Annotated in this window: 29 protein-coding genes; 18 read left to right on the plus strand and 11 right to left on the minus strand. The window is 41.6% G+C overall.

Annotation, left to right across the window (positions count from 1 at the left end; genetic code table 11):
- The first annotated feature begins 5 nt into the window (after nucleotides 1-5).
- The 5 genes from MLE13_RS07390 to MLE13_RS07410 all read left to right on the plus strand — a co-directional run bounded on the left by MLE13_RS07390 (nucleotide 6) and on the right by MLE13_RS07410 (nucleotide 6137).
- Nucleotides 6-479, plus strand: coding sequence for an S-ribosylhomocysteine lyase (locus MLE13_RS07390; protein WP_240749061.1), 474 nt, complete (start codon nucleotides 6-8; stop codon nucleotides 477-479).
- A gap of 11 nt (nucleotides 480-490) precedes the next feature.
- Complete coding sequence (locus tag MLE13_RS07395) at nucleotides 491-1426, plus strand: PLP-dependent cysteine synthase family protein (protein WP_240749063.1); 936 nt, start codon at nucleotides 491-493, stop codon at nucleotides 1424-1426.
- Nucleotides 1423-2556 carry a bifunctional cystathionine gamma-lyase/homocysteine desulfhydrase gene (locus tag MLE13_RS07400; protein WP_240749065.1) on the plus strand — a complete coding sequence of 378 codons (1134 nt, stop codon included), beginning with the start codon at nucleotides 1423-1425 and terminating at the stop codon, nucleotides 2554-2556. Before MLE13_RS07395 ends, MLE13_RS07400 begins: the two co-directional genes overlap by 4 nt.
- A 201-nt stretch (nucleotides 2557-2757) precedes the next feature.
- Nucleotides 2758-4854 (plus strand): immune inhibitor A domain-containing protein, encoded by a 2097-nt coding sequence (locus tag MLE13_RS07405; protein ID WP_240749067.1) that lies wholly within the window; start codon nucleotides 2758-2760, stop codon nucleotides 4852-4854.
- Nucleotides 4855-4946: 92 nt separating this feature from the next.
- Nucleotides 4947-6137: a glycine C-acetyltransferase gene (locus MLE13_RS07410; protein ID WP_240749069.1), complete on the plus strand. Its 1191-nt coding sequence runs from the start codon at nucleotides 4947-4949 to the stop codon at nucleotides 6135-6137.
- Between the two features lie 120 nt (nucleotides 6138-6257).
- Here MLE13_RS07410 and MLE13_RS07415 read toward each other — a convergent pair whose 3' ends face one another.
- Nucleotides 6258-7463: a M20 metallopeptidase family protein gene (locus MLE13_RS07415; protein WP_240749072.1), complete on the minus strand. Its 1206-nt coding sequence runs from the start codon at nucleotides 7461-7463 to the stop codon at nucleotides 6258-6260.
- 97 nt (nucleotides 7464-7560) lie between these two features.
- Here MLE13_RS07415 and MLE13_RS07420 point away from each other — a divergent pair, with 97 nt between their 5' ends.
- Nucleotides 7561-8673 carry a mandelate racemase/muconate lactonizing enzyme family protein gene (locus tag MLE13_RS07420; RefSeq protein ID WP_240749074.1) on the plus strand — a complete coding sequence of 371 codons (1113 nt, stop codon included), beginning with the start codon at nucleotides 7561-7563 and terminating at the stop codon, nucleotides 8671-8673.
- 221 nt (nucleotides 8674-8894) lie between these two features.
- On the opposite strand, the gene MLE13_RS07425 is transcribed toward MLE13_RS07420, so the two are convergent.
- Genes MLE13_RS07425 through MLE13_RS07435 form a run of 3 tightly spaced genes read right to left on the minus strand, consistent with a single transcriptional unit; the run spans nucleotide 8895 to nucleotide 11175 of the window.
- Nucleotides 8895-9641, minus strand: coding sequence for an amino acid ABC transporter ATP-binding protein (locus MLE13_RS07425; RefSeq protein ID WP_240749076.1), 747 nt, complete (start codon nucleotides 9639-9641; stop codon nucleotides 8895-8897).
- Between the two features lie 36 nt (nucleotides 9642-9677).
- Nucleotides 9678-10379, minus strand: a complete 702-nt coding sequence (locus MLE13_RS07430) for an amino acid ABC transporter permease (protein WP_065528570.1) — start codon at nucleotides 10377-10379, stop codon at nucleotides 9678-9680.
- The gene (locus tag MLE13_RS07435; RefSeq protein WP_240749078.1) at nucleotides 10366-11175 is read right to left on the minus strand and encodes an amino acid ABC transporter substrate-binding protein; all 810 of its coding nucleotides are present in this window, start codon (nucleotides 11173-11175) and stop codon (nucleotides 10366-10368) included. Before MLE13_RS07435 ends, MLE13_RS07430 begins: the two co-directional genes overlap by 14 nt.
- Before the next feature lie 452 nt (nucleotides 11176-11627).
- On the opposite strand from MLE13_RS07435, the gene MLE13_RS07440 reads away from it, so the two are divergent.
- Nucleotides 11628-12572, plus strand: a complete 945-nt coding sequence (locus MLE13_RS07440) for an L-threonine 3-dehydrogenase (protein ID WP_240749080.1) — start codon at nucleotides 11628-11630, stop codon at nucleotides 12570-12572.
- A gap of 55 nt (nucleotides 12573-12627) precedes the next feature.
- Here the strand turns inward: MLE13_RS07440 and MLE13_RS07445 are convergent, their stop codons facing one another.
- The 5 genes from MLE13_RS07445 to MLE13_RS07465 form a co-directional block, all read right to left on the minus strand.
- Nucleotides 12628-13980 carry a YjiH family protein gene (locus MLE13_RS07445; RefSeq protein WP_240749082.1) on the minus strand — a complete coding sequence of 451 codons (1353 nt, stop codon included), beginning with the start codon at nucleotides 13978-13980 and terminating at the stop codon, nucleotides 12628-12630.
- 154 nt (nucleotides 13981-14134) lie between these two features.
- The gene (bshB2, locus tag MLE13_RS07450) at nucleotides 14135-14824 is read right to left on the minus strand and encodes a bacillithiol biosynthesis deacetylase BshB2 (protein WP_240749085.1); all 690 of its coding nucleotides are present in this window, start codon (nucleotides 14822-14824) and stop codon (nucleotides 14135-14137) included.
- A gap of 15 nt (nucleotides 14825-14839) precedes the next feature.
- Entirely contained in the window at nucleotides 14840-15190 is a 351-nt protein-coding gene (locus MLE13_RS07455) for a YojF family protein (protein ID WP_240749086.1), read from the minus strand.
- A 152-nt stretch (nucleotides 15191-15342) separates the two neighbouring features.
- Nucleotides 15343-16176 carry a bifunctional hydroxymethylpyrimidine kinase/phosphomethylpyrimidine kinase gene (thiD, locus tag MLE13_RS07460; RefSeq protein ID WP_240749087.1) on the minus strand — a complete coding sequence of 278 codons (834 nt, stop codon included), beginning with the start codon at nucleotides 16174-16176 and terminating at the stop codon, nucleotides 15343-15345.
- A 58-nt stretch (nucleotides 16177-16234) separates the two neighbouring features.
- Nucleotides 16235-16489 (minus strand): hypothetical protein, encoded by a 255-nt coding sequence (locus MLE13_RS07465; RefSeq protein ID WP_240749088.1) that lies wholly within the window; start codon nucleotides 16487-16489, stop codon nucleotides 16235-16237.
- 70 nt (nucleotides 16490-16559) lie between these two features.
- Here MLE13_RS07465 and MLE13_RS07470 point away from each other — a divergent pair, with 70 nt between their 5' ends.
- From MLE13_RS07470 to MLE13_RS07485, 4 genes are all read left to right on the plus strand, one after another.
- Nucleotides 16560-17279 (plus strand): DUF4230 domain-containing protein, encoded by a 720-nt coding sequence (locus MLE13_RS07470; RefSeq protein WP_240749089.1) that lies wholly within the window; start codon nucleotides 16560-16562, stop codon nucleotides 17277-17279.
- A 5-nt stretch (nucleotides 17280-17284) separates the two neighbouring features.
- Nucleotides 17285-17959, plus strand: coding sequence for a uracil-DNA glycosylase (locus MLE13_RS07475; RefSeq protein WP_240749090.1), 675 nt, complete (start codon nucleotides 17285-17287; stop codon nucleotides 17957-17959).
- 61 nt (nucleotides 17960-18020) lie between these two features.
- Nucleotides 18021-18287 (plus strand): YwdI family protein, encoded by a 267-nt coding sequence (locus MLE13_RS07480; protein WP_008496845.1) that lies wholly within the window; start codon nucleotides 18021-18023, stop codon nucleotides 18285-18287.
- 20 nt (nucleotides 18288-18307) lie between these two features.
- Nucleotides 18308-18685 (plus strand): DUF423 domain-containing protein, encoded by a 378-nt coding sequence (locus tag MLE13_RS07485; RefSeq protein WP_240749091.1) that lies wholly within the window; start codon nucleotides 18308-18310, stop codon nucleotides 18683-18685.
- A gap of 213 nt (nucleotides 18686-18898) precedes the next feature.
- Here the strand turns inward: MLE13_RS07485 and hemQ are convergent, their stop codons facing one another.
- Nucleotides 18899-19648, minus strand: coding sequence for a hydrogen peroxide-dependent heme synthase (gene hemQ / locus MLE13_RS07490; RefSeq protein ID WP_240749092.1), 750 nt, complete (start codon nucleotides 19646-19648; stop codon nucleotides 18899-18901).
- 175 nt (nucleotides 19649-19823) lie between these two features.
- Here hemQ and MLE13_RS07495 point away from each other — a divergent pair, with 175 nt between their 5' ends.
- The 3 genes from MLE13_RS07495 to MLE13_RS07505 are packed head-to-tail and all read left to right on the plus strand — an operon-like array spanning nucleotide 19824 to nucleotide 22498.
- The gene (locus MLE13_RS07495; RefSeq protein WP_240749093.1) at nucleotides 19824-20645 is read left to right on the plus strand and encodes a lipoate--protein ligase family protein; all 822 of its coding nucleotides are present in this window, start codon (nucleotides 19824-19826) and stop codon (nucleotides 20643-20645) included.
- A 53-nt stretch (nucleotides 20646-20698) separates the two neighbouring features.
- On the plus strand, nucleotides 20699-22003 hold the full coding sequence (locus MLE13_RS07500; RefSeq protein WP_240749095.1) for an HD domain-containing protein: 1305 nt from the start codon (nucleotides 20699-20701) through the stop codon (nucleotides 22001-22003).
- Nucleotides 22004-22498: a YwgA family protein gene (locus MLE13_RS07505; protein ID WP_240749096.1), complete on the plus strand. Its 495-nt coding sequence runs from the start codon at nucleotides 22004-22006 to the stop codon at nucleotides 22496-22498.
- A 306-nt stretch (nucleotides 22499-22804) separates the two neighbouring features.
- Here the strand turns inward: MLE13_RS07505 and MLE13_RS07510 are convergent, their stop codons facing one another.
- Nucleotides 22805-22990: a 2-hydroxymuconate tautomerase gene (locus MLE13_RS07510; RefSeq protein WP_065525484.1), complete on the minus strand. Its 186-nt coding sequence runs from the start codon at nucleotides 22988-22990 to the stop codon at nucleotides 22805-22807.
- Between the two features lie 62 nt (nucleotides 22991-23052).
- Here MLE13_RS07510 and MLE13_RS07515 point away from each other — a divergent pair, with 62 nt between their 5' ends.
- The 4 genes from MLE13_RS07515 (at nucleotide 23053) to MLE13_RS07530 (ending at nucleotide 26464) form a co-directional block, all read left to right on the plus strand.
- A complete protein-coding gene (locus MLE13_RS07515) occupies nucleotides 23053-23568 on the plus strand; it encodes a YwhD family protein (RefSeq protein WP_240749097.1) in 516 nt (171 codons plus the stop codon).
- A 398-nt stretch (nucleotides 23569-23966) separates the two neighbouring features.
- Nucleotides 23967-24800 (plus strand): spermidine synthase, encoded by an 834-nt coding sequence (speE, locus tag MLE13_RS07520; protein ID WP_240749099.1) that lies wholly within the window; start codon nucleotides 23967-23969, stop codon nucleotides 24798-24800.
- A 3-nt stretch (nucleotides 24801-24803) separates the two neighbouring features.
- Nucleotides 24804-25676, plus strand: a complete 873-nt coding sequence (speB, locus tag MLE13_RS07525; protein ID WP_240749100.1) for an agmatinase — start codon at nucleotides 24804-24806, stop codon at nucleotides 25674-25676.
- A 290-nt stretch (nucleotides 25677-25966) separates the two neighbouring features.
- Complete coding sequence (locus MLE13_RS07530) at nucleotides 25967-26464, plus strand: antibiotic biosynthesis monooxygenase family protein (protein WP_240749101.1); 498 nt, start codon at nucleotides 25967-25969, stop codon at nucleotides 26462-26464.
- Nucleotides 26465-26507 lie beyond the last annotated feature (43 nt).

Genomic DNA, 26507 nt, shown 5'->3' on the forward strand with positions numbered 1-26507 from the left:
TAGAGATGAAAAAAATGAATGTTGAAAGCTTTAACTTAGATCACACAAAAGTAGTGGCACCGTATGTCCGTTTAGCAGGAGAAAAAACAGGAGCTAAAGGCGATACGATACGAAAATACGACATCCGTTTCAAACAGCCAAACAAAGAGCATATGGACATGCCTGGGTTACATTCTCTAGAGCATATGATGGCTGAACATAGCCGTAATCATTCTGATGACATCGTCGATATCGGGCCGATGGGTTGCCAAACGGGATTTTATTTGTCTGTTATTAATTTGGATAATTACGATGAAATTCTTAGCATTTTAGAAAATACATTAAAAGATGTCTTAGAAGCAGACGAAGTACCGGCGTGCAATGAAGTTCAATGTGGTTGGGCTGCAAGCCATAGTTTAGAAGGCGCAAAAGAATTGGCGCGTGAAATGCTAGCGAAAAAAGATCAATGGACTCAAGTATTCGCTGAAACAGCGAACTAAGGAGAATATCGATGAATTACGTAACGAACATTCAGCAATTGATCGGTGATACACCATTAATAGAATTAACGCATAGTAAAATCCCAAACGGCTGCCGCATTTTTGCTAAGCTTGAATATTTCAATCCAGGCGGAAGCGTCAAAGACCGATTAGGCGTTTCGCTTATTGAAGATGCTGAAAAACGGGGTGTTCTCAAACCAGGTGGCACAATAATTGAACCAACTGCTGGCAATACCGGTATTGGTTTGGCAGTTGCTGCAATCGGCAAAGGCTATCACGTAAAATTTGTCGTACCAGAAAAGTTCAGCCAAGAAAAACAAGGTTTGATGCGTGCATTAGGTGCGGAAGTCATTAACACACCGACGGAAGAAGGCATTAAAGGTGCCATCAAAAAAGCCGAGCAATTGGTTAAAGAACAAAATGCATTTTCGCCTTCTCAATTTTCCAACCCGGCCAATCCGGATACGTATGTCCGAACGCTTGGACCTGAATTATGGAATGCGTTGGATGGAGAAATCGACGTTTTCGTTGCAGGAGCAGGCTCGGGTGGAACTTTCATGGGGACTGCTCGTTATTTAAAATCCAAAAAGCAAGCTGTTAAAACGGTCATTGTGGAACCGGAAGGCTCGATATTAAACGGCGGACCATCAGGACCTCATTTAACCGAAGGCATCGGCATGGAATTTTTGCCAGATTACATGGATAAAAGCTATTTTGGAGCGATCCACACAATCACCGATAAAGAAGCGTTTATGGCTGTTCGAGAACTAGCCAAGACAGAAGGCTTATTAGTCGGAAGTTCATCGGGAGCGGCATTTATAGCGGCGTTACGCGAAGCCGAGACGGCTAAACCCGGAAGTCATATTGTTACGGTGTTTGCAGATTCAAGTGAACGCTATATGAGTCAACAAATTTACGATAGAAGTTTTGAGGAGGAACAACAATGAAACCAAAAACAAGATTAATACACGGTGGTATTTTCGGAGACGAAGCAACAGGTGCCGTATCCACACCAATTTATCAAGTCAGCACATACAAGCAAGAAGCGGTTGGAAAATTTAAAGGCTACGAATATTCACGTACCGGAAACCCAACTCGTCATGCACTGGAAGAATTGATTGCAGATGTCGAATTCGGTCATGCTGGATTTGCATTCGGCTCAGGGATGGCAGCTATTTCATCGGTTATGATGTTGTTTTCAGCAGGGGACCATATCGTTCTCACAGATGATGTGTACGGTGGAACTTATCGTGTGATCAATAAAGTATTAAACCGTTTCGGATTGGAATTTACCTTTGTGGATACTGGAAACCTAGCGGAAGTAGAGGCCGCTGTGAAAGAAAACACAAAAGCAATTTTCATTGAAACGCCGACCAACCCATTGTTGAAAATAACAGATATCGAAGCCGTTGCAGCTTTCGCAAAATCGAAAAACTTGTTGACGATTGTAGACAACACATTTATGACGCCTTATTTGCAAAACCCAATTAAATTAGGCGCAGACATCGTGTTACATAGCGCAACGAAATATATCGGTGGACATAGTGATGTTGTGGCGGGACTGGTTGTTGTTAATTCAGCTGAGCTTGCTGAAGAAGTTCACTTTGTGCAAAATTCAATCGGCGCTATTTTAGGACCACAAGATTCTTGGTTATTGATACGCGGTCTGAAAACGTTAGGTTTGCGCATGGAAGAAGCCAATTCAAATGCACAAAAAATCGCTGAGTTTTTGGAAGGACACGACGCTGTTGGGAAAGTAATTTACCCAGGGCTCGAAAGCCATCCAGGGCGCGAATTAATGCAAAAACAAGCGACGGGCTTTGGCGGTATGATTTCATTTGATGTCGGCAGTAAAGAAAAAGCTGGAGAATTACTAGCAAAACTAAAATACTTTACATTGGCAGAAAGCTTAGGTGCTGTGGAAAGTTTGATTTCTGTGCCAGCACAAATGACGCACGCATCCATTCCAATTGAACGCCGTGCAGAACTAGGAATCGTAGAAGGATTAGTTAGAATTTCAGTAGGGATTGAAGATGTAGAAGATTTAATTGAAGATCTAGAAAATGCATTAAAATAAGTAGAAACCGCCATGATTGGCGGTTTTTTTATTTTTTTAATAAATTTAGACTTTTTAAGACCACTATATGGATAAAGATGTAAACATATTATAGGTAATTTCGCGACACGAAATATATCTTATTTCTCATTTTTCTGGTTAAGCTCTCATGTTATGATTTTAATAGTAATAATATTCTGACATTTCGAGAGGGGAAATACGATGAAGAACAGCAAATGGGTATCAATTTTATCTGCTAGTGCTTTAACGTTATCTTTAATGGCACCAGCAGCAATAGCGGCACCAAGCGAGACCGTACCATCAATAAATGATTGGAACAGCGAAAGATATGGGGAAAGAATCGATATTGACGGAAATCTAAATAAATTGTCACAAGATGCTGATTTCCAAAAAGAAGCAGAGAAAAAGATAAAAGCGCAAGCAGATGAAGTAGGAAACGGAGACGCTGATGCCAAGGCTGATGGAACATTTACATACAATGGCGGTACAAAAAAGTTTTTAAATCGCAACTTATCTTTTAAAGATTTTACACTTCGAAGTGTTGGAGACAATGTAGAAATTTGGGTGGCTAATGATTTGTCATACGGACCAGACAACCCGAAACCGGCTGACGTAGTTACACAAGTACAAGTAGATAAACTACGTGACGAATTCGACAGCAATATTTATCCAACAGCCACTGAATTTTTCGGAACACCAGAGCAATTAGATGGTTCAAATTCACCGCTTCCTGGTCTGGTAGGGCTTCCTGATGATTATTATGAAGGATCAGACAAAGTCATTATGCTAGTTGATAATGTGCAAGACGAAGGTTGGAATGATCCGAGTTATCCATTTTTCGTTGCCGGATTCTTTTGGCAAACACTCGAAAACTACATCGATCGCAACATTGTTACAATCGATACAAATTCATGGGATACGCGTTTAGAAAATACATTCTACGGTACGACAATCCATGAATTGCAACATTTGATCCAAGCCGATAACGACGGTGCAGAAGAAAGTTGGGTAAATGAAGGGATGTCCACATTCTCTGAATATCTGGGAGGTTACGGACACGGAGAAGGGTCTATCAACTTTTATTTGGATCACCCAGAAAACTCCTTAGTAAACTGGGATGAACACGGAACAGCAGCAACAGGACCAGAAACGATTGCAGACTACGGTCAAGTCTACTTGTTTATGCTTTATATGTACGATAAGTTCGGTAAAGAATTTATCCGTGAATTGGCTACAGACGGGACAAGTCAGGGAATTGCTAGTGTCGAAAAAGTATTACAAGATAACGCTACGAACAAAACGTTTACAGAAGTGTATCAAAACTTCATGACGGCTTTGACATTAGATAATTCAAATGTCAGCAGCGATTACAATTTTGATAGCATTGACTTACGTAAGCTGCCAGTCGGTAACGAGGGAGCAGTAAGAGGCAAAACAGTAGACTTTGAAAAAGCAAAAACATTTGAAAAAGAAGGCGTTCCGGCATGGGGTGGCGACTTTAAAGAGTTTAACTTTGGCAAAGATGTCCGAGGATTAGAATTTGATGGCGTTGACTTCCTTCCTTTACAGTGGAAATCAGTAGCAGACCCTAAAGGTTCTGGTGAACAAGTGTTGCATGCCAATAATGGCGATGAAGCAGATCAAGCGTTAATCTTTGGCGCAACGGTTCCTGCTGACAACGCAACATTAACATTTGACCATTTCTACGATATTGAAGAACAGTGGGATTACGGTATGGTTCAAGTATCAACGGATAATGGAGATACGTGGACTTCTCTTGAAAATGAAAATACACGCAGTGATGTAGTTGAAGAGGGCTATCCGACCATTAAAGAAAACGTTCCTGGATTTACGGGCACAAATGGGGATTGGACAACTGAAACCTTTGATTTATCAGCTTATGCAGGACAAGATGTCCTAGTTTCATTCCGTAACTTAACGGACTGGGGTTCGAATGAGGCTGGCTGGTTTGTTAAAGATATTCAACTAGGTGATTTCTCGGCAGATGGAACATCAACAGATGTCTTTCAATCTCTTGGCCAATTAAAAGGTGAATACGTGGACTTCACAACGACATTCATTCAAACGAAGAAAAATGGCAAAGAACGTGTTTTCCACGTCGACCCATACAACGTGACAGATAAACAAGCACTCGATCTTCAACAAGTTCTGCGCGAGGGCAATGTGAAAATGATTACTTCATATGCTGCAGAAGCTGGACAACGGGAAGCAAAAGAATTTACGTATGAAGTACAGTACAAAACGAAAAATCCAAAAGCAAGCAAAGATAAGAAATAAGTTAAAAGCGGACCGCGGTCCGCTTTTTCTTTTGGAAAAAATGGCCGTATGTTAAGATAGATACAGAATTTCGTTTTGAAAGGAAGAGGACATTGTCAAAAAAACTAGATGCATTTTTAGATGAGAACTTAACAGAATTAAAAGAGCAAGGTCTTTACAATGAAATTGACCCGGTTGAAGGACCAAACGGCGCGATCATCAAAGTGCGCGGCAAAGACCTAATCAACCTTTCTTCAAATAACTACTTAGGACTTGCAACAAATGAAAACTTGAAGCAAGTAGCTAAAGATGCAATTGATAAATATGGCGTTGGAGCAGGTGCGGTTCGTACAATCAACGGAACACTTGATTTACACGTAAAATTAGAAGAAAAGCTTGCTGAATTCAAAGGAACAGAAGCAGCAATTTCCTATCAATCAGGATTTAACTGCAACATGGCTGCAATTTCAGCAGTAATGGACAAAAACGATGCGATTCTTTCAGATCAATTAAACCATGCTTCAATTATTGATGGTTGCCGTTTGTCGAAAGCAAAAATCATCGCATTTAAACACTCGGATATGGAAGATTTGCGCATGAAAGCAAAAGAAGCAACAGAATCAGGCCTTTACAATAAAGTGATGGTCATCACAGACGGTGTCTTCTCGATGGATGGGGATATTGCCAAACTTCCAGAAATCGTTGAAATCGCAAAAGAATTTGATTTGATTACGTATGTGGATGATGCACACGGATCAGGCGTAACGGGCAAAGGAAAAGGAACTGTAAAACATTTCGGCCTCGAAAAAGAAATCGATATGCAAATGGGAACTTTATCTAAAGCAGTCGGCGTTGTTGGCGGTTATGTAGCTGGTAAGAAAAACTTGATCGACTGGTTGAAAGTTCGTTCACGTCCATTCTTATTCTCAACAGCGGTAACTCCAGGAGACGTTGCAGCTATTACAGCAGCGGTTCAAATGATTATCGACTCAACTGAATTACACGACAAGCTATGGGAGAACGGCGACTACTTGAAAAAAGGTTTAGACGCTTTAGGTTTTAATATTGGTCATTCAGAAACGCCAATCACACCTTGTATCATTGGCGACGAGAAGCTTACACAAGAATTCTCGAAGCGTTTATTTGAAGAGGGCGTATATGCAAAATCAATCGTCTTCCCAACGGTTCCAAAAGGCACTGGCCGCGTACGCAACATGCCAACAGCGGCTCACACGAAAGAAATGTTAGATGAAGCCATCGCGACTTACGAAAAAGTCGGCAAAGAATTAGGCGTCATCAACTAATAAAACATGAAACACGCCAAGCGGCATGCCGCTTGGCGTGTTTTTATTTCCAAATATAGGCGATACTGTCGAGATTGGGTGAAATACTGTCGGATTCGTGTAGAATACTGTCCAAATTTCTCAAATACTGTCCAAATCAACAGAAATACTGTCCGAAGCAGATTCTTGCGCTTTAAAGTAAATCGCAGCGAACACTTTTGCCGTCACCAACATAGCATTTTCATTAAAATCAAAGTTTTCATGGTGATGTGGATAAACCAATGCGTGATTGTCCATTTTTGCACCTACAAAAAAGTAAGCACCAGGTTTTACTTGCGTATAATACGTAAAATCTTCAACCGGCATAACCGGGTTGATTTCCACAACATGATCTGCACCTAACACACTCCCTGCAGCTGCACGAACAATATTCGTTTCCGCGGGATGATTCCAAAGAGAGTCATAACCTGCTTCGATACTGACTTCTGCAGTAGCTCCCATCGCAATTGCAACATTCTCCACAATTATGCGCAACCGTTGACTCGCGAGTTTGCGAATTTCAGGATCGAATACACGAATCGTCCCTTCAAGCACAGCTTTACTCGAAATGACGTTATCCGCATCGCCTGCATGGAATTTACCAATCGTGACGACGAGTTCTTTTAGCGGATCCGCATTGCGACTGACAATCGATTGCAGTGCCACCATAATATGGCTCGCCGCCAAAATCGGATCAACGCCATGATGTGGCTCAGCGCCATGCGTTCCCGAACCGTGAACCACAATTTTGATGATATCTTCAGAAGCTTGTAAAAAACCGTCACGCAAATAAACGCGCCCCATATCCATTGTGCTCTGCAAATGAGCGCCATAAACTTCATCCACTCCATCTAAACAGCCATCTGCAATCATCGCCTGGGCACCGCCAGGAGATACTTCTTCCCCGAACTGGTGAATCAGTACAATCGTACCTGGCAAGTCGTCTTGAATCGCGACCATCGCTTTCGCAAAGCCAAGCAACGCAGCAGTATGCCCGTCATGTCCGCAGGCATGCATAACCCCCGGTACAGTAGATTTATAAGCAACATCTTTTTGATCGTCAATCGGCAAGGCATCAAAATCTGCGCGGAACGCAATCGTTTTGCCGGGTTTACCACCACGTATCGTACCAACAACACCACGTCCGCCTACACCGCGACGAACTTCAACACCTATTTCTTCCAAGCGGTCTGCAATAAAAGCAGGCGTCGCAATTTCTTGATGCGATAATTCAGGATTCATATGTAAATGTCTTCTCATCTCGACCATTTCTTCATACAATAAATCAAGCTGTTTCGTTACTGTCATATTCAAAACTCCCTAAATTAAAATTAAGTTACTAATCTGTCATAAAATTCACTATAGTATAAGTATACAATAAGTTAAATCCATTGGAGGCACTCAAATGAAAATCACAAAAGCCACATTGCATGCAGTCAGATTTCCGCTCAACGAACCATTTATCATTTCCTATGCAACTTATCCAGATATGCCCGCATTAATTGTTGCGTTGGAAACGGATACAGGGCTTGTTGGTTACGGAGAAGCTGTTCCGGATGAGCATGTCACAGGAGAGTATTTCACTTCTGCCTATGAAATTTTAAAAGAACAATTTCTTCCGGCAATTATCGGAATGAGTCCATTTGATATTGAAGCCATTCATTCGAAAATGAATGCGTTAATGTCCCGAAATCCAGCATCTAAAGCGGCTGTTGATATTGCTTGTTACGACTTGATGGGAAAAGCAGTTGGCCAGCCTGTTTATAATTTAATTGGCGGGCAAGCAACCACTCATTTGGATTACCCGAAAGTGCTGAGCATTGAAGCACCTGAGGTTATGGCGGAAAAAGCAAAAAAAGCCGTTGAAATGGGTTATTCATCATTAAAACTTAAAGTCGGAAAAGGGCAAGCGCAAGAAGATGTTGATCGAATTTTAGCTGTTCGTGAAGCAGTAGGTAAAGATATGCCCATTCGCGTCGACGTTAACCAAGGATGGAAATCACCAGGTATTGCAGTTGCGGCGATAAAACAACTTGAAAGAGCCAACATCACTTGGATCGAGCAGCCAATTCGTATGGGAGATATTCGCGGCTTAGCAGAAATTCGTTCAAAGACAGCTGTTCCGATTATGGCTGACGAAAGCATTCAATCGATGGAAGATCTATTAGAGATTATTCGTCTGCAAGCGGCTGACGTTCTCAACATCAAACTAATGAAATGCGCAGGCATTTTCCATGCCATCCAAATGGCAAAAACAGCCGAAGCAGCTGGCATGCTGTGCCAAATCGGTTCTATGGTTGAATCGTCTGTCGGCTCAGCAGCAGGCTATCATGTGGCTATGTCACGCATCAATATCGAAAGCACAGAATTGACTGGGCCACTATTATTCAGCGAAGAAATCGGTGATTTAACTTACGAACATCCATATGTATTATTATCAGGAAAACCAGGATTAGGTATAGAAGTAGACCAAGCACAGCTAGACAAACTAACAGTGAAATCATGTGTAATTGAATAGAAATTGAAAAAACTCGCATTCCTAAAAAGGAATGCGAGTTTTTTTAGTTGGAAGAGACTTATGAAAAATTGGAGACGTCGACGATATCACTTTTAGCTTGAAGTGCAGGAACTCGACTCCTGCGGAAACAGTACGGGCCGGAGCTACTGGACTGAGCAGTGCGAGGGAAGTAGCAGAGGCCGTACCCGCGGAAAGCTGCTACTAGCAGCTTCCGCTTTTCCTCAAACTTCTGTCTCTTGAATCAAACTCAAAAAGCGTTGTGTTCGTTCTTCTTTAGGGTGATTGAAAATGTCTTCTGGTTTGCCGCGTTCGATAATGCGACCTTCGTCCATAAACAATACTTCGTCTGCTACGCCTTTAGCAAAGCGCATTTCATGCGTCACGACGACCATCGTCATGCCTTCAGCCGCAAGTTCTTTCATAACTTGTAGCACTTCACCCACGAGCTCAGGATCGAGCGCAGAAGTTGGCTCATCGAATAACATCACTTTTGGTTCAAGTGCTAAAGCACGGGCGATGCCGACGCGTTGCTGTTGGCCACCGCTTAATTGAAACGGATAGTCGTTCATCTTTTCGCCAAGTCCAACTTTTGTTAACAATTGCTCGGCTTTTTGTTTCGCCAACTTTTTATCTTGTTTTTGTACCGTAACAGGGCCTTCCATGACGTTTTCAAGAGCGGTCATGTGAGGAAATAAATTGTAATGTTGAAATACCATCGCTGATTGTTTACGAAAAGCCATAATCTGCTTTTTTGACAACGGCTTAGAAAAATCAACCGTTTGTTCATCAATCGTGACGGAACCGGAAGTAGGGGTCTCTAATGTATTAAGACACCGAAGAAAAGTGGTTTTTCCGGAACCAGATGGACCGATTACAACAATCGCTTGGCCTTTTTTTACTTCCGTATCAATACCTTTTAATACTTCAAGCTTGCCAAACTTCTTATGCAAATTTTTTATTGAAATCATAGTGGACTCCTTACTGCAATCAGTAAACTGCTTTTATTATCTAGAAATATACCGGTCAAAACGATTTTCCAGCCTGCCTTGAACCAAGGACAAGGCAAAACAGATGACCCAGTAAAGCAATGCTGCCTGTCCGTATAATAACAAAAACTCGTAATTAGTCGCGGCAATTTGCTGAGCGACTCGGAACATTTCAGTCACGAGAATAAGAGATGCGAGAGATGTATCTTTCACTAAACTGATAAATGTATTTGACAAAGGAGGCAGCGACACACGAGATGCTTGCGGCAAAATAACGCGTCGCAATGATTGTGTATAGGACATACCAATTGTGCCAGCTGCTTCCCATTGACCTTTAGGAATCGACAAGATTGCTGCACGAATAACTTCAGAAGCATAAGCTCCGACATTTAATGAAAATCCAATTACAGCGGCTGGAAATGGGTCAATCGTAATGCCGAGTGTCGGCAGTCCGTAAAACAGAATAAATAATTGAACCAGTAAAGGGGTGCCTCGAATAATCGATACATAAACACGAGCGATAATTTGGAAAATCTTAACCGTAGAAATTCTTGCCAAAGCTGTCAAAACCGCTAATGCCAATCCGAAAATAAACGAGATGATGGATAATGGCAAAGTGAATTGAAGCGTAGCTTCGATCAATGGAAGAAATGAGGATTGCGCAATATCCACAAGCCGTTCCATTCTGACCGGATCGGAAAAAATACTATTCAAGTACATTTTCACCAAACCATTTTTCGGAAATTTCATCGTACGTGCCGTCTTCGATCATATCAGCCAAAGCTTTGTTGGCCTCATCCACAATTGCGCCACTGTCTTTTCTAAACAGCAATCCACTTTGTGCAGCGTCTTCTGATTTATCGACTACTTTTACTTTTGCATCTGGACGTTGTTTCATAAAATCTAGCACCGTTAAATTATCATTGACTGTCGCATCTACACGACCTGAGTTCAATAATTCGATCGCTTGATTAAATCCTTCAACACCTTCTAATTCTGCGCCAAAAGAAGTAGCCGTTTCCGCGTAGTTACTCGTTAACGACTGTGCCGAAAGCTTGCCTTCTAAATCTTCAAAGGTCTTAATGTCTGTATTGTCTTCGGCAACCACTAAAACAGCAGTAGACGTGATATAAGAAGAAGAAAATTCATAGCTTTCTTGACGCTCTGGATTAATCCCGACCTGATTGGCTACCATGTCAAAACGACCGGCATCTAATCCTGCAAACATAGCATCCCATTGTGTTTCAAGAAACTCAGCTTCAACACCAAGACGATCTGCGACTTCGCGTGCAATTTCCACATCAAATCCTGTTAACTCTCCTGAGGCATCGTGAAAAGTAAATGGCGGGTAAGTACCTTCTGTCCCAATAACTAAAGTTCCTTCTTCTTGTACTGTCGTTAATAGATCCGATCCGCCAGCTTCATCCTTAGTAGTGTCTGTTTCTTCAGACCCGCCACAAGCTGCTAACACCAACATTGTTACTACTAATAAAAATGTTAAATTAAATTTCTTCATGAAAATCTCCTCATTTCTTTGAGTATTTTGTCTTTTATTCTACTTTTTTAGCTCTATACCCTTTATTGCCATAAAGTAAATCGATCAACTAAATTCGATAGTTTACATTACCTACTTGTTTAGTTGGTTTTACAAATAAAAAAAATGGCGTTTACTAAGCAAAGCGCTAGGAATCCTAAAGCTGATTTATTATAGCACGCATTTCGCTAAGTCTCAAACCGCATATACAGAAAAATATAATTTTTTTATAGAAGTTGATATAGAGCTACATTAACGGGCTAATTAACAAAGTGAATAAGCAAATAGTGTTCTTTTTCCAAAGAAAATATTTGTGTTTTTAAAGAGAACAACTTATAATGACTTTATGTTAAAGCTTAAATTAACAAGGTTTATAGCGTATTTTTTGTGTTTTTAGAGTGGACAAATGTTTTTGTGGAAAAGGAGTGTTGAAAATGGAACGAATTATGGTTACAGGTGCTTTAGGACAAATAGGGTCGGAGCTTGTCGGGAAATTGCGCAGCATATACGGCAACGAAAACGTATTGGCAACGGATATTCGTCAATCTGACGATCAATCAGGACCTTTTGAAATTTTAGATGTTACGGACGCGCAGAGAATGCATGATTTAGCAGAAGACTTTGAAGCTGATACGATGATTCATATGGCCGCATTATTGTCGGCAACTGCTGAAGAAAAACCTTTGCTTGCTTGGAACCTAAATATGGGTGGTCTTGTAAATGCACTTGAAGCATCTCGTAAACTTGGTATGCAATTTTTCACGCCTAGTTCTATTGGAGCGTTCGGTCCTTCAACACCTAAAAAAGACACGCCACAAGATACGTTGCAGCGTCCGACAACGATGTATGGCGTCAATAAAGTGGCTGGGGAATTGTTATGTGATTATTACCACACTAAATTTGGTGTCGACACACGCGGCGTTCGTTTCCCAGGATTAATTTCAAACGTAGCACAACCAGGTGGTGGCACAACTGATTATGCAGTCGATATTTATTACCAAGCAATTGAAAAAGGCAGCTACACGTCTTATATTGCAGAAGGTACAGCTATGGATATGATGTATATGCCAGATGCGTTACAAGCCATCGTTGACTTGATGGAAGCAGATTCAGATCGATTAATTCATCGCAATGCCTTTAACGTAACGGCAATGAGTTTCACCCCTGAAGAAATCGCAGCGTCTATTCAAAAGCATATTCCGGAATTCAAAATGTCTTACGAGGTTGATCCTGTGAGACAGGAAATTGCGAATAGCTGGCCAGATAGTATCGATGCATCTGCTGCTAAAGCGGAATGGGGCTTTAAAACTTCATACGACTTAGATGCAATGACTTTCGATATGCTCGAAAAATTAAAAAAAAAGCTTCAACTAGTGTAACAAAATCAAATTAAAAAAATGCCATCCGCAATTTGCGGATGGCATTTTTTATAGATTAGAACAATAAATGTGCAACACCGACAACAATCGGTAACGCAATTACTGTACGAAGTATGAAGATAATAACTAAATCTAAAATGTTTACAGGGATTTTAGATCCAAGCAATAATCCACCAACTTCAGACATATAAATCAATTGTGTAACAGACATTGTAGCAACGACGAAACGAGTCAGTTCAGACTCGATGTCTGCGCCAAGAATAGCGGGTAAGAACATATCCGCAAATCCAACGACCATTAGTTGAGCCGCTTCAGCAGCTTCCGGAACGCCTAGTAAGTTCAAATAAGGAACAAAAGGCATACCAAGTATTGAAAATACTGGTGTGTACTCAGCTAACATCAATGCAATTGTACCAAATGCCATAACAACTGGGGCAACACCTATCCACATATCTAAAACGTTTTTAAAACCGTCTTTAAAGAAATTACTGAGTGAGCGGTTGTCGTCAGCTTTTGATAAGGCTTTTTCAAGTCCGTGTGTCGCAACATTATAGCCTTCTGGAACATCTTCTGTTTGAGATTCCTGTGGCGTACCATCCATGAAAGTAGTTGGCTTGCTAGTTAAAGGATAAATACGTGGCATGATTAATGCCAAGATTATGCCTGCTAAAATGACAGTTGCATAATACGGAAGGAAGTATGTTCCAAGACCAATTTCTTGAATAACAACAATCGCAAATGTGATGGAAACAACGGAGAAAGTCGTTCCGATAATAGCTGCTTCACGTTGTGTGTATTTATTGGCTTCGTATTGTTTACTTGTAAGTAGTACACCAATTGTGCCATCTCCAACCCACGAAGCAAGAGCATCAATAGATGAACGGCCAGGCAAACGGAAAAGTGGGCGCATAATTTTGACCATCATCGTACCAAAAAACTCAAGTAATCCAAAGTTCATGAGTAGTGGAAGGAAAAGTCCGGCAAAAAAGAAAATGGTGAAAAGGAAAGAAAGCAATCCACTTCCAGATAAAAGAAGTCCACCGGTATTTTCATTCCATACAGGCTCTGGACCGATTTGGAATAAGACCATGATCGAGAAAATTGCGCCGAGAACGCGAACGAACGTCCAGAAGAGATTGACGTTAAAAAGCTTGTCGAAAAATGAAACATATTCGGTTTCGTTAACTTTTTTCGTGCTAAAGAGCAATGATCCAAGTGCGGCCACGATTAAAATGCCCATCATAATCCACGGTACGAAGGATTCGATAGCTCCGGCCATGATGTTAGCGAGTACTGCGATTGTTACCAGCCAACCATCTTCAGTTGGGATTGGAACCAAGAACAATAGGATTCCGAGTAAAGAAGGAATCAAGAACAATAACCATGTTGAAGTTGAATACTTTTTCATCACTAATTCCCCTTTTCTCTATGCATGATTACACGCGATAATAACTGATTATACAGCGCTTTTCCCCGTGAAAACGCTTTATCGCCAATGTTTATATTATCTGAAAACGACAATAAAAAACACCCCTCAACTTAAAAAAAGTTGAGGGGTGTTTTTAAAAGGACTTTTCAAAATCTTCGTCCCAGCGATAATTATAAAAACGCTCTTGTGTTAGCCAGTTTTCGGTTTCAGTGTCACCTTGCTGAAGTTTATGTTCCATTTCTTCAAGCATCCAAGCAGTTTGAGAAATGTGAGCTTTCATTGAATTCATTTTTTGTTCGCGTACTTCACTAATATTGTAAACAACATTAGGCTTGCCGAGTTTGTCCAATGTGTCGTTAGCAAAGGCCACCCCATGAAGAGTTGGTCGATCTTTCATACGACGAACTGCGCGAACAACTGCACGAGCAGTTGCCTCGTGATCAGGGTGAACGGCAAAGCCAGGGTAGAACGTGATGATTTTCGATGGGTTTAGTTCTTCGATTAAATCCGTCATCATGCCAACCATTTTTTCATCGTCTTCAAATTCAATGGTTTTATCACGTAATCCCATCATCCGAAGATCCGTTAATCCCATCGCCTCTGCAGAAGCGAGAAGTTCTTTTTTACGAACTGCGGGTAATGATTCTCTTGTAGCAAATTGCGGGTTACCAAGGTTGCGGCCCATCTCGCCGAGTGTTAAACACGCATATGTTACGGGAGTTCCTTGTTGAATGTGTGTGGTAATCGTTCCGGAAACCCCAAACGCTTCATCGTCAGGGTGAGGAAAGACGACCAACACATGACGTTCTTGTTGAATTGTCATTATCATTTTCCTCCTTTAATAACTAAACGGTGTTTCGCTAATTTCGAGCGCAACCGCCAGTTTTCCAGTTCCATCGTGTCCTGCTAATAACAGTCGACCTTGTTCATCTAATTCGTAATGGGTGATGCCTTGCGCATATACCCAACCATGTGGCAATTTCAGTCCGACACGATGTGGGCTGTCACCGACAACTTTTCCAAGTTCGTAATTTATCACAACGTTGCGGATAAATGCACCGGCGTTGAAAAAACCTTCGTTAAAATGCGATGCGTAAGAGCCATTTGTTGTTTCCAAATGAAGGTAAACATCTTTGCCTGCAAATGCATCCAGTTGGACTTGTAATTTTTTCACTTCAACTAATTCCATGATGTTCCTCCTATAAAATCGGTATTCTATCAGTATAAGGAAATGCGCGAGAGAATGCGATTAGCTTGCTCTAATAGATTAACCAACTAGCAAATTTCGATAAAAAACGGTCACAGGAGAGTAATTCAACCCCTCCTATGACCGTTTTTATTTTATAATTTTGTCACTTCAACTTCAGCTTTTGTAAATTTCGATGCGGCGCCATGCATAACTGGACCGACATATTCATTCAATTTCCAACCGTGTTGAATTGCTGTCGCAACAAAAACTTTTGCGTTGAGTACAGCGTCTTTAACCGATTGACCATTTGCTAAGTTAGCAGTGATCGCAGCAGCAAATGTACAGCCTGCACCGTGGTTATAAGTAGTATCCGTTTTATCTGAAGTTAACAAATAATGCTCTTCTCCATCGAACAATAAATCAGCAGCTTTCTCGTGCTTTAATTGCTTGCCGCCTTTGATAACTACAAACTCAGCGCCGTGAGCATGAATTTTTTCGGCAGCCGATTGCATATCTTCAACTGTTTGCAATGCGCCTTGACCGGATAATTGACCTGCTTCGACTAAGTTTGGCGTAACGACTTTCGCGTTTGGCAATAAATGCTTGATCATCGCATCAACATTTTCAGGGAATAAGACTTCATTTTCACCTTTACATGCCATAACAGGATCAATAACGACATCTTTAATTCCAGAGTCAGCAATTGCTTTGCCGGCCATTTCGATAATGTCGACAGTAGGCAACATCCCAGTTTTCAAAGCATCAATGCCTGTCGAGAATGCTGTTTTTAACTGGGCATCTAATGTGTCTAATGCAATCGGGTGAATGCCGTGGCTCCAACCGTTTTCAGGATCCATCGTAACAATTACTGTTAATGCGTTCATGCCATAAGTTCCGTGTTCTTGGAACGTTTTTAAGTCTGCTTGTATGCCTGCGCCGCCAGAAGTATCGGATCCAGCGATAGTTAATGTTTTTTTGAGTGTCATTGGGTTAGCTCCTCTAATGAGATTGTCTTTGCCACTATTTTAACAAATATTCGAGCATTTACAACGGATTGTGCTTGCGAGGCACAAGAAGTAAGACCGTAGTAGCCATACTAATAAGTAAAAATAATGTTGCGAAACTGCCCATCAAAACAAAGCCGCTTTTGAAAAGGCCAATCGTAATAAGTAATGTTAGAATGGAAACAACTGCAATAACAAGACCGAGACAGCCGAGTCCTGCGCGTTTAGCACTTTCTGAAGCTGTTGTGCCTTTTGTTTTTGAAACACTCGTAATCTTTTCACGCCAATCGGCCATCTTCATCGCTCCTTTAAGCAATCGTACCATGAAGCCGAGCCGAATAAAATATATGAAAGTAGGGGAAATAATGGCGAAAGATCCAAAGTTGACAGAGATCGAACGTTTATTAGAAGAAATGAAAGAGCAAGGAGAAACGAAAGAATCTGGCTTCTGGAAAAGCGTGAAATTGTTGGTGGGAGTATGGCGTAATACGTTTCTAGTCTTAATTGCGATTTTATTGCTCTTATTGGTGGCATTGCCACTCGGTACTTTTTGGATGATTCAAGGCAGTACAGCTACTGAAAGCAAAGGCGTTTTTTTAGAGCAAATTCAAGAACTTAATGAACTGTCGACAGCTGAAGCATTTTCAAAAGTGATTATTGAACGGGAAGACAATGCATTATTTGGAAAAGAAATCGGACTTGATTTGCCAGGCACGAAACGCCAATTATTGGTTGTCATTCCAGGGTCGGTTCGTGCAGGAATTGATTTTTCCAAAGTGTCAGAAGGCGATATCGTGGTAGATGAGGAAGCGAAAACAGCAACATTAACGTTGCCAGCAGCGGAATTTTTAGGAGGTCCGGAATTGTTCATGGACCAAGTAGAAGTGTATTCCTACGAAGGCTTGTTCCGTAGTGGTACGGATATTTCTGAAGCGTTTGATTTGGCTGAGGAAGCCAAGAAAATGATGCTTGAAGAAACAGAAGGTCAAGGGGTACTGCAAACTGCAGAAACCAATGCGGTGCGTTCTGTTCAAGAAATGTTTGGCTTAGTCGACTACGATGTAACTGTTAAATTTAAGGAGTGAGAGCGTTGGAAAAACGAATTTTCCATAACGACTGGCAAGACGTCCTAGGTGAAGAATTCGGGAAACCGTATTATACCGAGTTGCGCGAGTTTCTAAAAAAAGAATACGCGGAGCAAACGATTTATCCAGCAATGGAAAATATTTGGTCAGCTTTTGAACATACAGCTTATCGCGATGTGAAAGTCGTTATTCTCGGACAAGATCCTTATCACGGCCCGGACCAAGCGCACGGGCTTAGTTTTTCTGTTTTACCAGGAGTAAAGCATCCACCGAGTTTACGGAATTTATTTAAAGAATTACAAGAAGATATCGGCTGCGTCCATCCAAAAGACGGCACCTTAACAAAATGGGCCGACCAAGGCGTTTTAATGATGAACACCGTTTTGACAGTGAGAGCGGGCGAAGCGCATTCTCATCGCAATAAAGGATGGGAGACGCTGACGGACGAGGTGATTCGCAAATTATCTGAGCGCGACGAGCCCATCATTTTTGTATTATGGGGAAGGCCTGCGCAAACGAAAAAACGCTTAATTGATGTGGATAAACACGATGTACTTGAAGCACCCCATCCAAGTCCACTTAGCGCGCATCGCGGATTTTTGGGCAGTCGTCCGTATTCAAAAGTGAACAGTCTGTTACAAAGCAGCGGCCAAACGCCAATCGATTTCTGTTTAGACTGACCTGTAGAAGAGTAGCGTGTTAAAATGAAATGAAATCAAAAACGGAGAGGGGGGCTGTAACATGGCCATCGACACTATGCGGATTTTAAATGAAATTGACAAACATACAACTCGTGCTCGTAGCGGTGATGTGGCAAAAGCTCGTGACTCGGTCGCTGCCATTCGCGCATTGTGTGATTTGTTGTTAGAAGACGATCAACCAATGAGCGATATCCAAGCACCACGTGCCGTGCCGCTTTCTTCCCCTCAGCCGCAAACGCAGACAGTAACTGCCGTCAACAAGCTGAAAGAAGAAGACGCAAACGGTGATTCGCTGTTTGAATTTTAAATGGAAAGAGGAAGTCGACTATGAAGTTTTTCTTAATTGCTGGAGCGGTTAATGCTCTATTATCTGTCGCATTTGGCGCATTCGGAGCGCATCTATTAGAAGGTCGTGTGGCAGACAAATATTTAGATACATGGCAAACCGCTGTACAATATCAAATGTTCCACTCGATTGGATTGATGGTCGTTGCAATCTTAATGAGCTCATCACTACTCGGTTCGCTTGGTTCATTAAACTGGGCTGGCTATTTAATGCTTGCCGGAATCATCATTTTCTCAGGTAGCTTGTATGTACTAAGCTTAACGGGGATTAGCATTCTTGGTGCGATTACCCCAATTGGCGGCGTTGCGTTTATCGCTGCTTGGGTAATGATCGTAGTTGCGGCAGTGAAAGCACTGTAATATGGAAAAGGGCAATCCGCTTTGCGCGGATTGCCCTTTTTTTAGCATTTGGACAGTAAATGTGTTGATTTGGACAGTATTCCATGTGATTCCGACAGTATTTGGGTCAAATCGGACAGTATTTCATTACATCCCGACAGTATATCCAAAAAAAGGAACTGCAGACACACACAAATCAAATAAAAAAGCCGCCCAGAAGGCGACTTTACTCAATTAAACTTTTAAAAATTTAGCAGTTCGTTCAGCATCTAGGCGTGTACCTACATAGAATGAACCGAATTCTGCGTAACGCGCGCTAACTTCATCAAAACGCATTTCGTAAATCAATTTTTTAAATTGAAGAACGTCATCTGCGAACAATGTAACGCCCCATTCGTAGTCATCAAAGCCGACAGATCCAGAAATGATCTGTTTTACTTTGCCAGCATAACCGCGGCCAATTTTACCGTGAGATAGCATCAACTCTTTGCGCGTATCCATTGGTAGCATGTACCAGTTATCATCGCCATCGCGACGTTTGTCCATTGGATAGAAGCAAATATACTGCGAACGTTGAAGTTCTGGATATAGACGCGAACGAATATGCGGGTTTTGGTAAGGATCTTCATCAGATTTTCCAGCAAGGTAGTTAGAAAGTTCAACAACTGAAACGTATGAGTACGTAGGAACCGTATAAGCGATTAATGTTAGCTTATTGTATTCTGTTTCAAGTTCGTTTAATTCGTCCATTGTTTCACGCAACATCATTAGCATCACGTCGGCTTTTTGGCCAACAATTGAATACAATGCATGTGCGCCGGTTTTATTTTCATCGGCTTGGTTGATTTTGTCCATAAATGCTTGGAATTCGTCGATCGCAAATTGGCGCTCTTCGTCCGTTAGCATTTTCCACGAAACCCAGTCCATTGAGCGGAAATCATGGAGAACGTACCAGCCGTCTAATGTAATTGCTGCTTCATTCATTATTCAAACACTCCTTTTAATATAAATCTCTCACTTTTCAGTTTAGCACAACAAGCATCTAACTTCCTTTAAAACTAGCGCCTGTCACGAATTCGACATAGCGCACACGGCTTTTCAGCGCATGATGAAAAGGGTAAACTGAAGATAAGGAATTGCAGAAAGAGGAGAAGTGGGCATGCCGTTATTTTTTGAAGAAACAGCTTGGCGTTTTTGGGATCAGTCGCTAAGCGCGAAAAGTCGCTCTGCGCTTGAATCATTTGCAGCAGACGACACATTATGCGAATTGGTGGGATCAGGAAAGAGCGCGCCAACCGTTCGAACATGGGTGCACGACGATACGGTAGTGTTAGGAATCCAAGATCATCGTTTGCCGCATATTGAAAAAGGCATGGATGTATTAAAAGACCATGGCTTTACGCCGATTGTACGGAATTCAGGAGGACTGGCAGTTGTGCTGGATGCCGGCGTTTTAAACATCTCACTCGTGCTATCGGAAAAAGACAACGCCATCGATATCTCAGCGGGTTACGACTTGATGCTCGATTTGGTGCGTGAACTTTTCCCGGAAGCTACTATAGAAGCGTATGAAATTGTCGGTTCGTATTGCCCAGGTTCTTATGACCTCAGCATTAACGGCCAGAAATTCGCTGGCATCTCACAACGCCGAATTCGTCGCGGAATCGCGGTGCAAGTGTATTTATGTGTCGAAGGCAGCGGTGCAAAACGTGCTGAAATTATTCGTGATTTTTACAATGTGGGACTACAAGACGAAGAAACTAAATTCGCTTACCCAGAAATAAAACCTGAAACGATGGCATCGCTCAGTGAGTTGCTCGGTAGAAAAATTACGGTTCAAGAAGTAGTAATTGACCTACATGATTTAATGGGAGGACCCGCACCGATGTCATTGCAGCCTGATGAGACAGAGTTATACGGATTTTATTTGAATCGCGTTGTTGAACGCAACCGTAAAATGCTAGAACGTCCCCTTGAATAGAAGAGAGACCCTAGTGTAGAATAGCTGGTACATGAAAAAATGGAGGTGCGCAAGTGAGCTACGCCACACAAAAATTAGCTGAAGAAAAAGTCTTTAAAGATCCGGTTCACCGATATATCCATGTGCGCGACCAAGTGATTTGGGATTTGATCAATTCGCGTGAAGTTCAGCGTTTGCGTAGAATTAAGCAATTGGGCACCTCTTATTTAGTATTCCATGGCGCGGAACATAGCCGTTTTAATCACTCACTTGGTGTGTACGAAATCGTACGCCGTATTTCGGATGATATTTTTCATGGGCGTCCGGAATGGGATGAAAGTGAGCGTCTGGTTGTATTATGTGCAGCACTTTTGCACGATTTAGGACATGGTCCGTTTTCGCATTCATTTGAAAAAGTTTTTGCACTTGACCACGAAGAATATACGCGGAAAATTCTATTAGGAGAGACAGAGGTCAATGAAATCCTTCAAAAAGTGTCTACAGATTTTCCGACAAAAGTGGCGGAAGTGATTGCAAAAACGTACTCAAATAAACAAGTCGTTTCATTAATTTCCAGTCAAATAGATGCGGATCGTATGGATTACCTTCAGCGAGATGCTTATTATACAGGGGTATCTTATGGCCATTTTGATATGGAGCGGATTCTTCGCGTGATGCGTCCGTTAGATGATCAAGTCGTCATCAAGTCGAGCGGTATGCATGCAGTGGAAGATTACATCATGAGCCGTTACCAAATGTATTGGCAAGTGTATTTCCACCCGGTTGCCCGTAGTGCAGAAGTTATTTTGCGGAAAATTCTTCAACGAGCAAAAGAGTTGAGTGCAAGTGGCTATAAGTTTGAACAGCCGCCAACTCATTTCCTGTCTTTTTTTGATCAAAGCTTTACGTTGAAAGAGTATTTGGCGTTAGACGAAGGCGTTTTAATGACGTATTTCCAATTGTGGATGACTGAACGTGATCCAATTTTAGCGGATCTTTGCGACCGTTTTGTGAATCGTCGCTTGTTCCAGTATGTCGATTTTGACCCAGGCAAAGATTATAAAAAGCTTGGAGAACTGGCCGAACTGTTCCAGTCTGCTGGCATTGACCCAGAATATTATTTGATCGATGACTCTACATCTGATTTGCCATATGATTTTTACCGACCAGGAGAAGAAGAGGAGCGTTTGCCGATTCATTTATTGATGCCAAACGGTGATATTAAAGAATTATCGCGTTTGTCTCAAATCGTAGATGCTATTTCCGGTAAACGCAGAACGGATTATAAATTGTATTTTCCAGCTGAGTTACTAATTGACGGCAAGAAAACCGCTATCAAGCAACAAATTTTGGAAATGCTTCGAGAAGGAGGGGTATAGTTGCTCCAAGGACACGCAAAAATCGTGGACTTTATTGCCACTGCGGAAGGCGTAACCGGCCGCAAAAAATTACAGAAAATGATTTACATCATGAAGAAGCTAGACATTCCATTCCAGGAAAAGTATGAGTTTCATATTTATGGACCGTATTCAGAAGAACTAACTGCTCGTGTAGAAGAATTATGCGACATGGGGTTTTTGTCGGAGGCATTAGAGGACAAAGGTTCGTATGTTCAATATAAATATAGCGTAACGGAAGAAGGTCAGGAATTCCGTAAAGTTTTAGGAGAATCTATTTTAGATAACCCACTCACTGCAGAAAAGCTTAATTCTAAAAGTGGTCGATTTTTGGAATTGACCGCAACACTTCTTTATTTTGATCAGTTGAATAAACAAGAACAAATCGATAAATTGCATGTGGTCAAAGGGAAATTGAACTTTACTGCAGAAGAAATCGACGAAGCTTTTGCTTTTATTGAAGAATTAAGGACTTAAAAAAACTCCCGTAACGGGAGTTTTTCGGATATTGAATGAGGAACAGCACTTTCACTTTTCTAGTTGTCTAGTTCCAGCAGCCAGATTCTAGGGTCATAAGCCACTCTAGCTGTGCGGCTGAAAAGCGCCGCTTCGCCAGCGTGTCTTATGCCCGTCGAATCTACACGGCTGCTTTCACTTTTCTTTGATCCAGTTGCAAGTGCCTAGCTCCTCGGGACATAAGCCAACCCAACTGTGTGGCAAAGAGCGCCACACTGCCGGTCTGTCTTATGCCTGTCGGAGCTGAACAGGCACTTTCACTTTTCTTTATTGATCGCTAAAGAGTTTGCCTTTTGTGCCGTAATCGCTTTTTTTCATGTCTTCGATAAAGACAGTGACGTTTTCGATAGGTGCACCAGTTGTTTCAGAAACAGCTTCAGATACTTTTTCGACTAGCGCGCGTTTTTGATCTTCTGTGCGCCCTTCGAGCATTTTTACAGTGACGTATGGCATAATGGATGCAGCTCCTTTTTCTTAAGAATACTATCATCATAGCAGAACGGAGGATTCAGACAATGGCGAATGAAGAAAAACCAAAACAAAAAGTAGGATTTACCATTATAAAAAATGATCCGACGGGTGGTCATAAAGGGTACGGCATCGGTTCTCTATCCTTAGAAAACGTTTCTCCCTTATTTATAGACGTAGAAGAGCAAGAAGCTTTTATCGATATCGGCGCAATGCATGCCCGCAGTGAAGTAGAGCGAGGCATTAAATTTACAACTAACCGAGAAGATTCGGCAGGTGGCAAAGATTATTGGCTTGTGTGGATCACCATCGATTTTAATCCAATAGGACCTTATTACGCTGGAGTTGCAGCGTGTGAAATGGTGGTTAAACGTGAAAAACGAAGAGGCTACAAGATTTTGGCTGACCATGTTAACCGCATGGACAAGTCAATGAAACGAAAAATTCTTGTGGAACAAATGGATGAGCCATCAAAACGCATACTGGCTGACTATTTGGAATCGCATAACGCAGAAATGTGGAACAACAGCTCAGAGCAACTTCACCAAGATTTAGGTAGATAATAAAAAAACGTGTTTATGTAATAAAAAAATGCTTTTTGAACAGAATGTGACATTTCAAATTGCGTCTACCGGATAGTTGAAGTTGTCTATAAAAGGCAGTACACTAGAACTACAGCTTTTCAATAGAAAGCTAGGACACCTGATAGCGAGCAAGTGCCGTGAGCCATTGCGATAAAACCCAAGCCCAATGCCTCATGTCTCTTTCTCCGCACCATCAGGATTTAAAAAGGTTTTCTGTGAAGGGAAAAGATTCCCTGTGCAGAAAACCTTTTTATTTTTAGTGTAGTGCGGTGTTGAGCGGGTAAAGAGGAGTATGAAATAAATATTGCACTTTTTTTGAAAACACTTATACTTTTTTAAGTGGATTTTATTCAGAATGAAAAGGAGTTTGATTATAGATGGCAGGATTTTGGTATACAGAAAAGCAAACAGAAAACTTTGGGATTACGATGAAAATCAATAAAACCCTTCATACAGAACAAACAGAATTTCAATTTCTTGAAATGGCAGAAACAGCTGAATGGGGCAATATGTTGTTTTTAGATGGCATGGTCATGACTTCTGAAAAAGACGAATTTGTTTATCACGAAATGGTCGCACACGTTCCATTGTTTACACACCCAAACCCAGAAAACGTATTAGTAGTTGGTGGCGGTGATGGTGGCGTAATCCGTGAGATTTTAAAGCACCCGTCTGTTAAAAAAGCGACACTTGTCGACATCGATGGAAAAGTAATCGAGTACTCGAAAAAATTCTTACCTAGCATTGCGTCAGGCTTAGAAGATTCACGTGTGGAAGTTATCGTTGGAGACGGGTTCATGCACATCGCAGAATCAGATAACGAGTTTGATGTGATTATGGTAGATTCAACTGAACCCGTTGGACCAGCTGTAAACTTGTTCTCTAAAGGCTTTTATGCAGGGATTTCAAAAGCATTAAAAGAAGACGGCATTTTCGTAGCGCAATCTGACAACCCATGGTTTAAAGCAGATTTGATCAAACAAGTTCAAAGTGATGTAAAAGAAATTTTCCCAATCACAAACTTGTATTTGGCGAATATTCCAACATACCCTAGTGGTTTGTGGGCGTTCACGATTGGTTCGAAAAAGTACAACCCACTAGAAGTACCAGCAGAACGTTTCCATGAAATCGACACGAAATACTACACGCCAGAGTTACACAACGCTGCGTTTGTTTTACCGAAATTCGTGAAAGATTTGACAGGAGAATAAAACATGAGATTTGACGAAACGTATTCAGGAAAAGTATTTATCAAAAGTCATCCGAATTACGAAGAATCAAAAGCGGTTCTTTATGGCATGCCGATGGATTGGACAGTAAGTTACCGTCCAGGTTCTCGTTTTGGCCCGAACAAAATTCGCGAAGTTTCAATTGGACTAGAAGAATATAGCCCGTACCTTGACCGCGAACTAGGGGACGTTAAGTTTTTTGATGCAGGTGACATTCCATTGCCATTCGGCAATCCGGAAAAAAGCTTAGCGGAAATCGAAACGTATGTACACACACTTTTAGCGGACGAAAAAATTCCAATGGGTATGGGCGGCGAGCATTTAGTGTCACTACCAGTAATGAAAGCAGTCGCTAGCAAATACGACGATTTGGCAATCATTCACTTTGATGCACACACAGATCTTCGCGAAAACTACGAAGGCGAAGAATACTCACATTCGACACCAATTCGCAAAATCGCAGATCACATCGGACCGAAAAACGTCTATTCATTTGGTATTCGTTCAGGGATGAAAGAAGAATTCGACTGGGCAAAAGAAAACGGCATGCACCTTTCGAAATTTGAAGTGCTTGAGCCTTTAAAAGAAGTTTTGCCAACGCTTGAAGGTCGAAGCGTTTACATTACGATTGATATGGACGTATTAGACCCTGCACACGCACCAGGCACTGGAACAGTTGACGCAGGCGGTATCACGTCTCGTGAGTTGCTTGCATCAATCCATGCCATCGCAGCATCAGGCGTTAACGTAGTTGGTTTTGATCTTGTAGAACTAGCACCAGTTTACGACCATTCTGACCAAACAGCGAACACAGCAAGCAAATTAATGCGTGAAATGATACTCGGGTGGATTAAATAAAAAAGCGGAAGCGGCCGTGTAGATTCGACGGGCGTAAGCCGCTCTGACGAAGTGGCGTTTTTCTACCGCACAGTTAGAGTGGCTTACGACCCTAGAATCTGGCCGCTAGAGCTAGACAATAAGAAAAGCATAAGCGTACTTTATTGCACAACTGAAATCTTTAAAAGTCGGTCTGGGAAATCCAGATCGACTTTTTTATTCTTTTCTATAACACATGTCCTCCAAATTAGAATCTTCTCTCTAAAAACGATAAGATAAAAGAAACGAGTTATCAGGAAGAGGTGCTGACAATGCAATTGTATAAATGGACAGGTCCACAAGATCAAGCTGAAGCCTTATTAGAAAGTTTGTCGAATGCTCAATTCACTTACTTGAAAAACGATGACGAAACCGTGTTGCTCTACGAAACAGACGGGGGCCCAGGCTTAAAAGCGTCTGAAGCGTATGAAGTATTAAATACTGTTGGTGATTTTGCTGATGGACATTACGCGGTATTTAACAATATTCCGGTAGCAGACGAAGGTCGTGAGCTTTTTGAATCGCGGTTTCAAAACAGAGCAGGCATGGTGGAAAAAGAACCAGGGTTCGCAGCAATTCGTGTATTGCGCCCACTCGATTCGGATGTTTACGTCATCCTTACTTTATGGGAAGACAAACAATCGTTCATAGATTGGCAACAGTCTCAAGCATACGGTCAAGCACATGCAAAACGCGGTACTGAAGAAGGTATCGATAAGCAACCAAATATTTTCCCGCGTTCTTCTTTTGTGACCAGTTATACGAAATAAATCAAGCACTTTTCTGAAGTAACTTATAAGAATAGCCTTCTTT

It is taken from the genome of Planococcus halocryophilus (assembly GCF_022489025.1).
Lineage (GTDB): Bacteria > Bacillota > Bacilli > Bacillales_A > Planococcaceae > Planococcus > Planococcus halocryophilus_A.

What these genes read in the sequence shown, in the direction of transcription:
- MLE13_RS07390 (WP_240749061.1), top strand. Translation starts at nt 6, where the DNA reads ATGAAAAAAATGAATGTTGAAAGCTTTAACTTAGATCACACAAAAGTA.
- MLE13_RS07395 (WP_240749063.1), top strand. Translation starts at nt 491, where the DNA reads ATGAATTACGTAACGAACATTCAGCAATTGATCGGTGATACACCATTA.
- MLE13_RS07400 (WP_240749065.1), top strand. Translation starts at nt 1,423, where the DNA reads ATGAAACCAAAAACAAGATTAATACACGGTGGTATTTTCGGAGACGAA.
- MLE13_RS07405 (WP_240749067.1), top strand. Translation starts at nt 2,758, where the DNA reads ATGAAGAACAGCAAATGGGTATCAATTTTATCTGCTAGTGCTTTAACG.
- MLE13_RS07415 (WP_240749072.1), bottom strand. Translation starts at nt 7,463, where the DNA reads ATGACAGTAACGAAACAGCTTGATTTATTGTATGAAGAAATGGTCGAG.
- MLE13_RS07420 (WP_240749074.1), top strand. Translation starts at nt 7,561, where the DNA reads ATGAAAATCACAAAAGCCACATTGCATGCAGTCAGATTTCCGCTCAAC.
- MLE13_RS07425 (WP_240749076.1), bottom strand. Translation starts at nt 9,641, where the DNA reads ATGATTTCAATAAAAAATTTGCATAAGAAGTTTGGCAAGCTTGAAGTA.
- MLE13_RS07430 (WP_065528570.1), bottom strand. Translation starts at nt 10,379, where the DNA reads ATGTACTTGAATAGTATTTTTTCCGATCCGGTCAGAATGGAACGGCTT.
- MLE13_RS07435 (WP_240749078.1), bottom strand. Translation starts at nt 11,175, where the DNA reads ATGAAGAAATTTAATTTAACATTTTTATTAGTAGTAACAATGTTGGTG.
- MLE13_RS07440 (WP_240749080.1), top strand. Translation starts at nt 11,628, where the DNA reads ATGGAACGAATTATGGTTACAGGTGCTTTAGGACAAATAGGGTCGGAG.
- MLE13_RS07445 (WP_240749082.1), bottom strand. Translation starts at nt 13,980, where the DNA reads ATGAAAAAGTATTCAACTTCAACATGGTTATTGTTCTTGATTCCTTCT.
- bshB2 (WP_240749085.1), bottom strand. Translation starts at nt 14,824, where the DNA reads ATGACAATTCAACAAGAACGTCATGTGTTGGTCGTCTTTCCTCACCCT.
- MLE13_RS07455 (WP_240749086.1), bottom strand. Translation starts at nt 15,190, where the DNA reads ATGGAATTAGTTGAAGTGAAAAAATTACAAGTCCAACTGGATGCATTT.
- thiD (WP_240749087.1), bottom strand. Translation starts at nt 16,176, where the DNA reads ATGACACTCAAAAAAACATTAACTATCGCTGGATCCGATACTTCTGGC.
- MLE13_RS07465 (WP_240749088.1), bottom strand. Translation starts at nt 16,489, where the DNA reads ATGGCCGATTGGCGTGAAAAGATTACGAGTGTTTCAAAAACAAAAGGC.
- MLE13_RS07470 (WP_240749089.1), top strand. Translation starts at nt 16,560, where the DNA reads ATGGCGAAAGATCCAAAGTTGACAGAGATCGAACGTTTATTAGAAGAA.
- MLE13_RS07480 (WP_008496845.1), top strand. Translation starts at nt 18,021, where the DNA reads ATGGCCATCGACACTATGCGGATTTTAAATGAAATTGACAAACATACA.
- MLE13_RS07485 (WP_240749091.1), top strand. Translation starts at nt 18,308, where the DNA reads ATGAAGTTTTTCTTAATTGCTGGAGCGGTTAATGCTCTATTATCTGTC.
- hemQ (WP_240749092.1), bottom strand. Translation starts at nt 19,648, where the DNA reads ATGAATGAAGCAGCAATTACATTAGACGGCTGGTACGTTCTCCATGAT.
- MLE13_RS07495 (WP_240749093.1), top strand. Translation starts at nt 19,824, where the DNA reads ATGCCGTTATTTTTTGAAGAAACAGCTTGGCGTTTTTGGGATCAGTCG.
- MLE13_RS07510 (WP_065525484.1), bottom strand. Translation starts at nt 22,990, where the DNA reads ATGCCATACGTCACTGTAAAAATGCTCGAAGGGCGCACAGAAGATCAA.
- MLE13_RS07515 (WP_240749097.1), top strand. Translation starts at nt 23,053, where the DNA reads ATGGCGAATGAAGAAAAACCAAAACAAAAAGTAGGATTTACCATTATA.
- speE (WP_240749099.1), top strand. Translation starts at nt 23,967, where the DNA reads ATGGCAGGATTTTGGTATACAGAAAAGCAAACAGAAAACTTTGGGATT.
- speB (WP_240749100.1), top strand. Translation starts at nt 24,804, where the DNA reads ATGAGATTTGACGAAACGTATTCAGGAAAAGTATTTATCAAAAGTCAT.
- MLE13_RS07530 (WP_240749101.1), top strand. Translation starts at nt 25,967, where the DNA reads ATGCAATTGTATAAATGGACAGGTCCACAAGATCAAGCTGAAGCCTTA.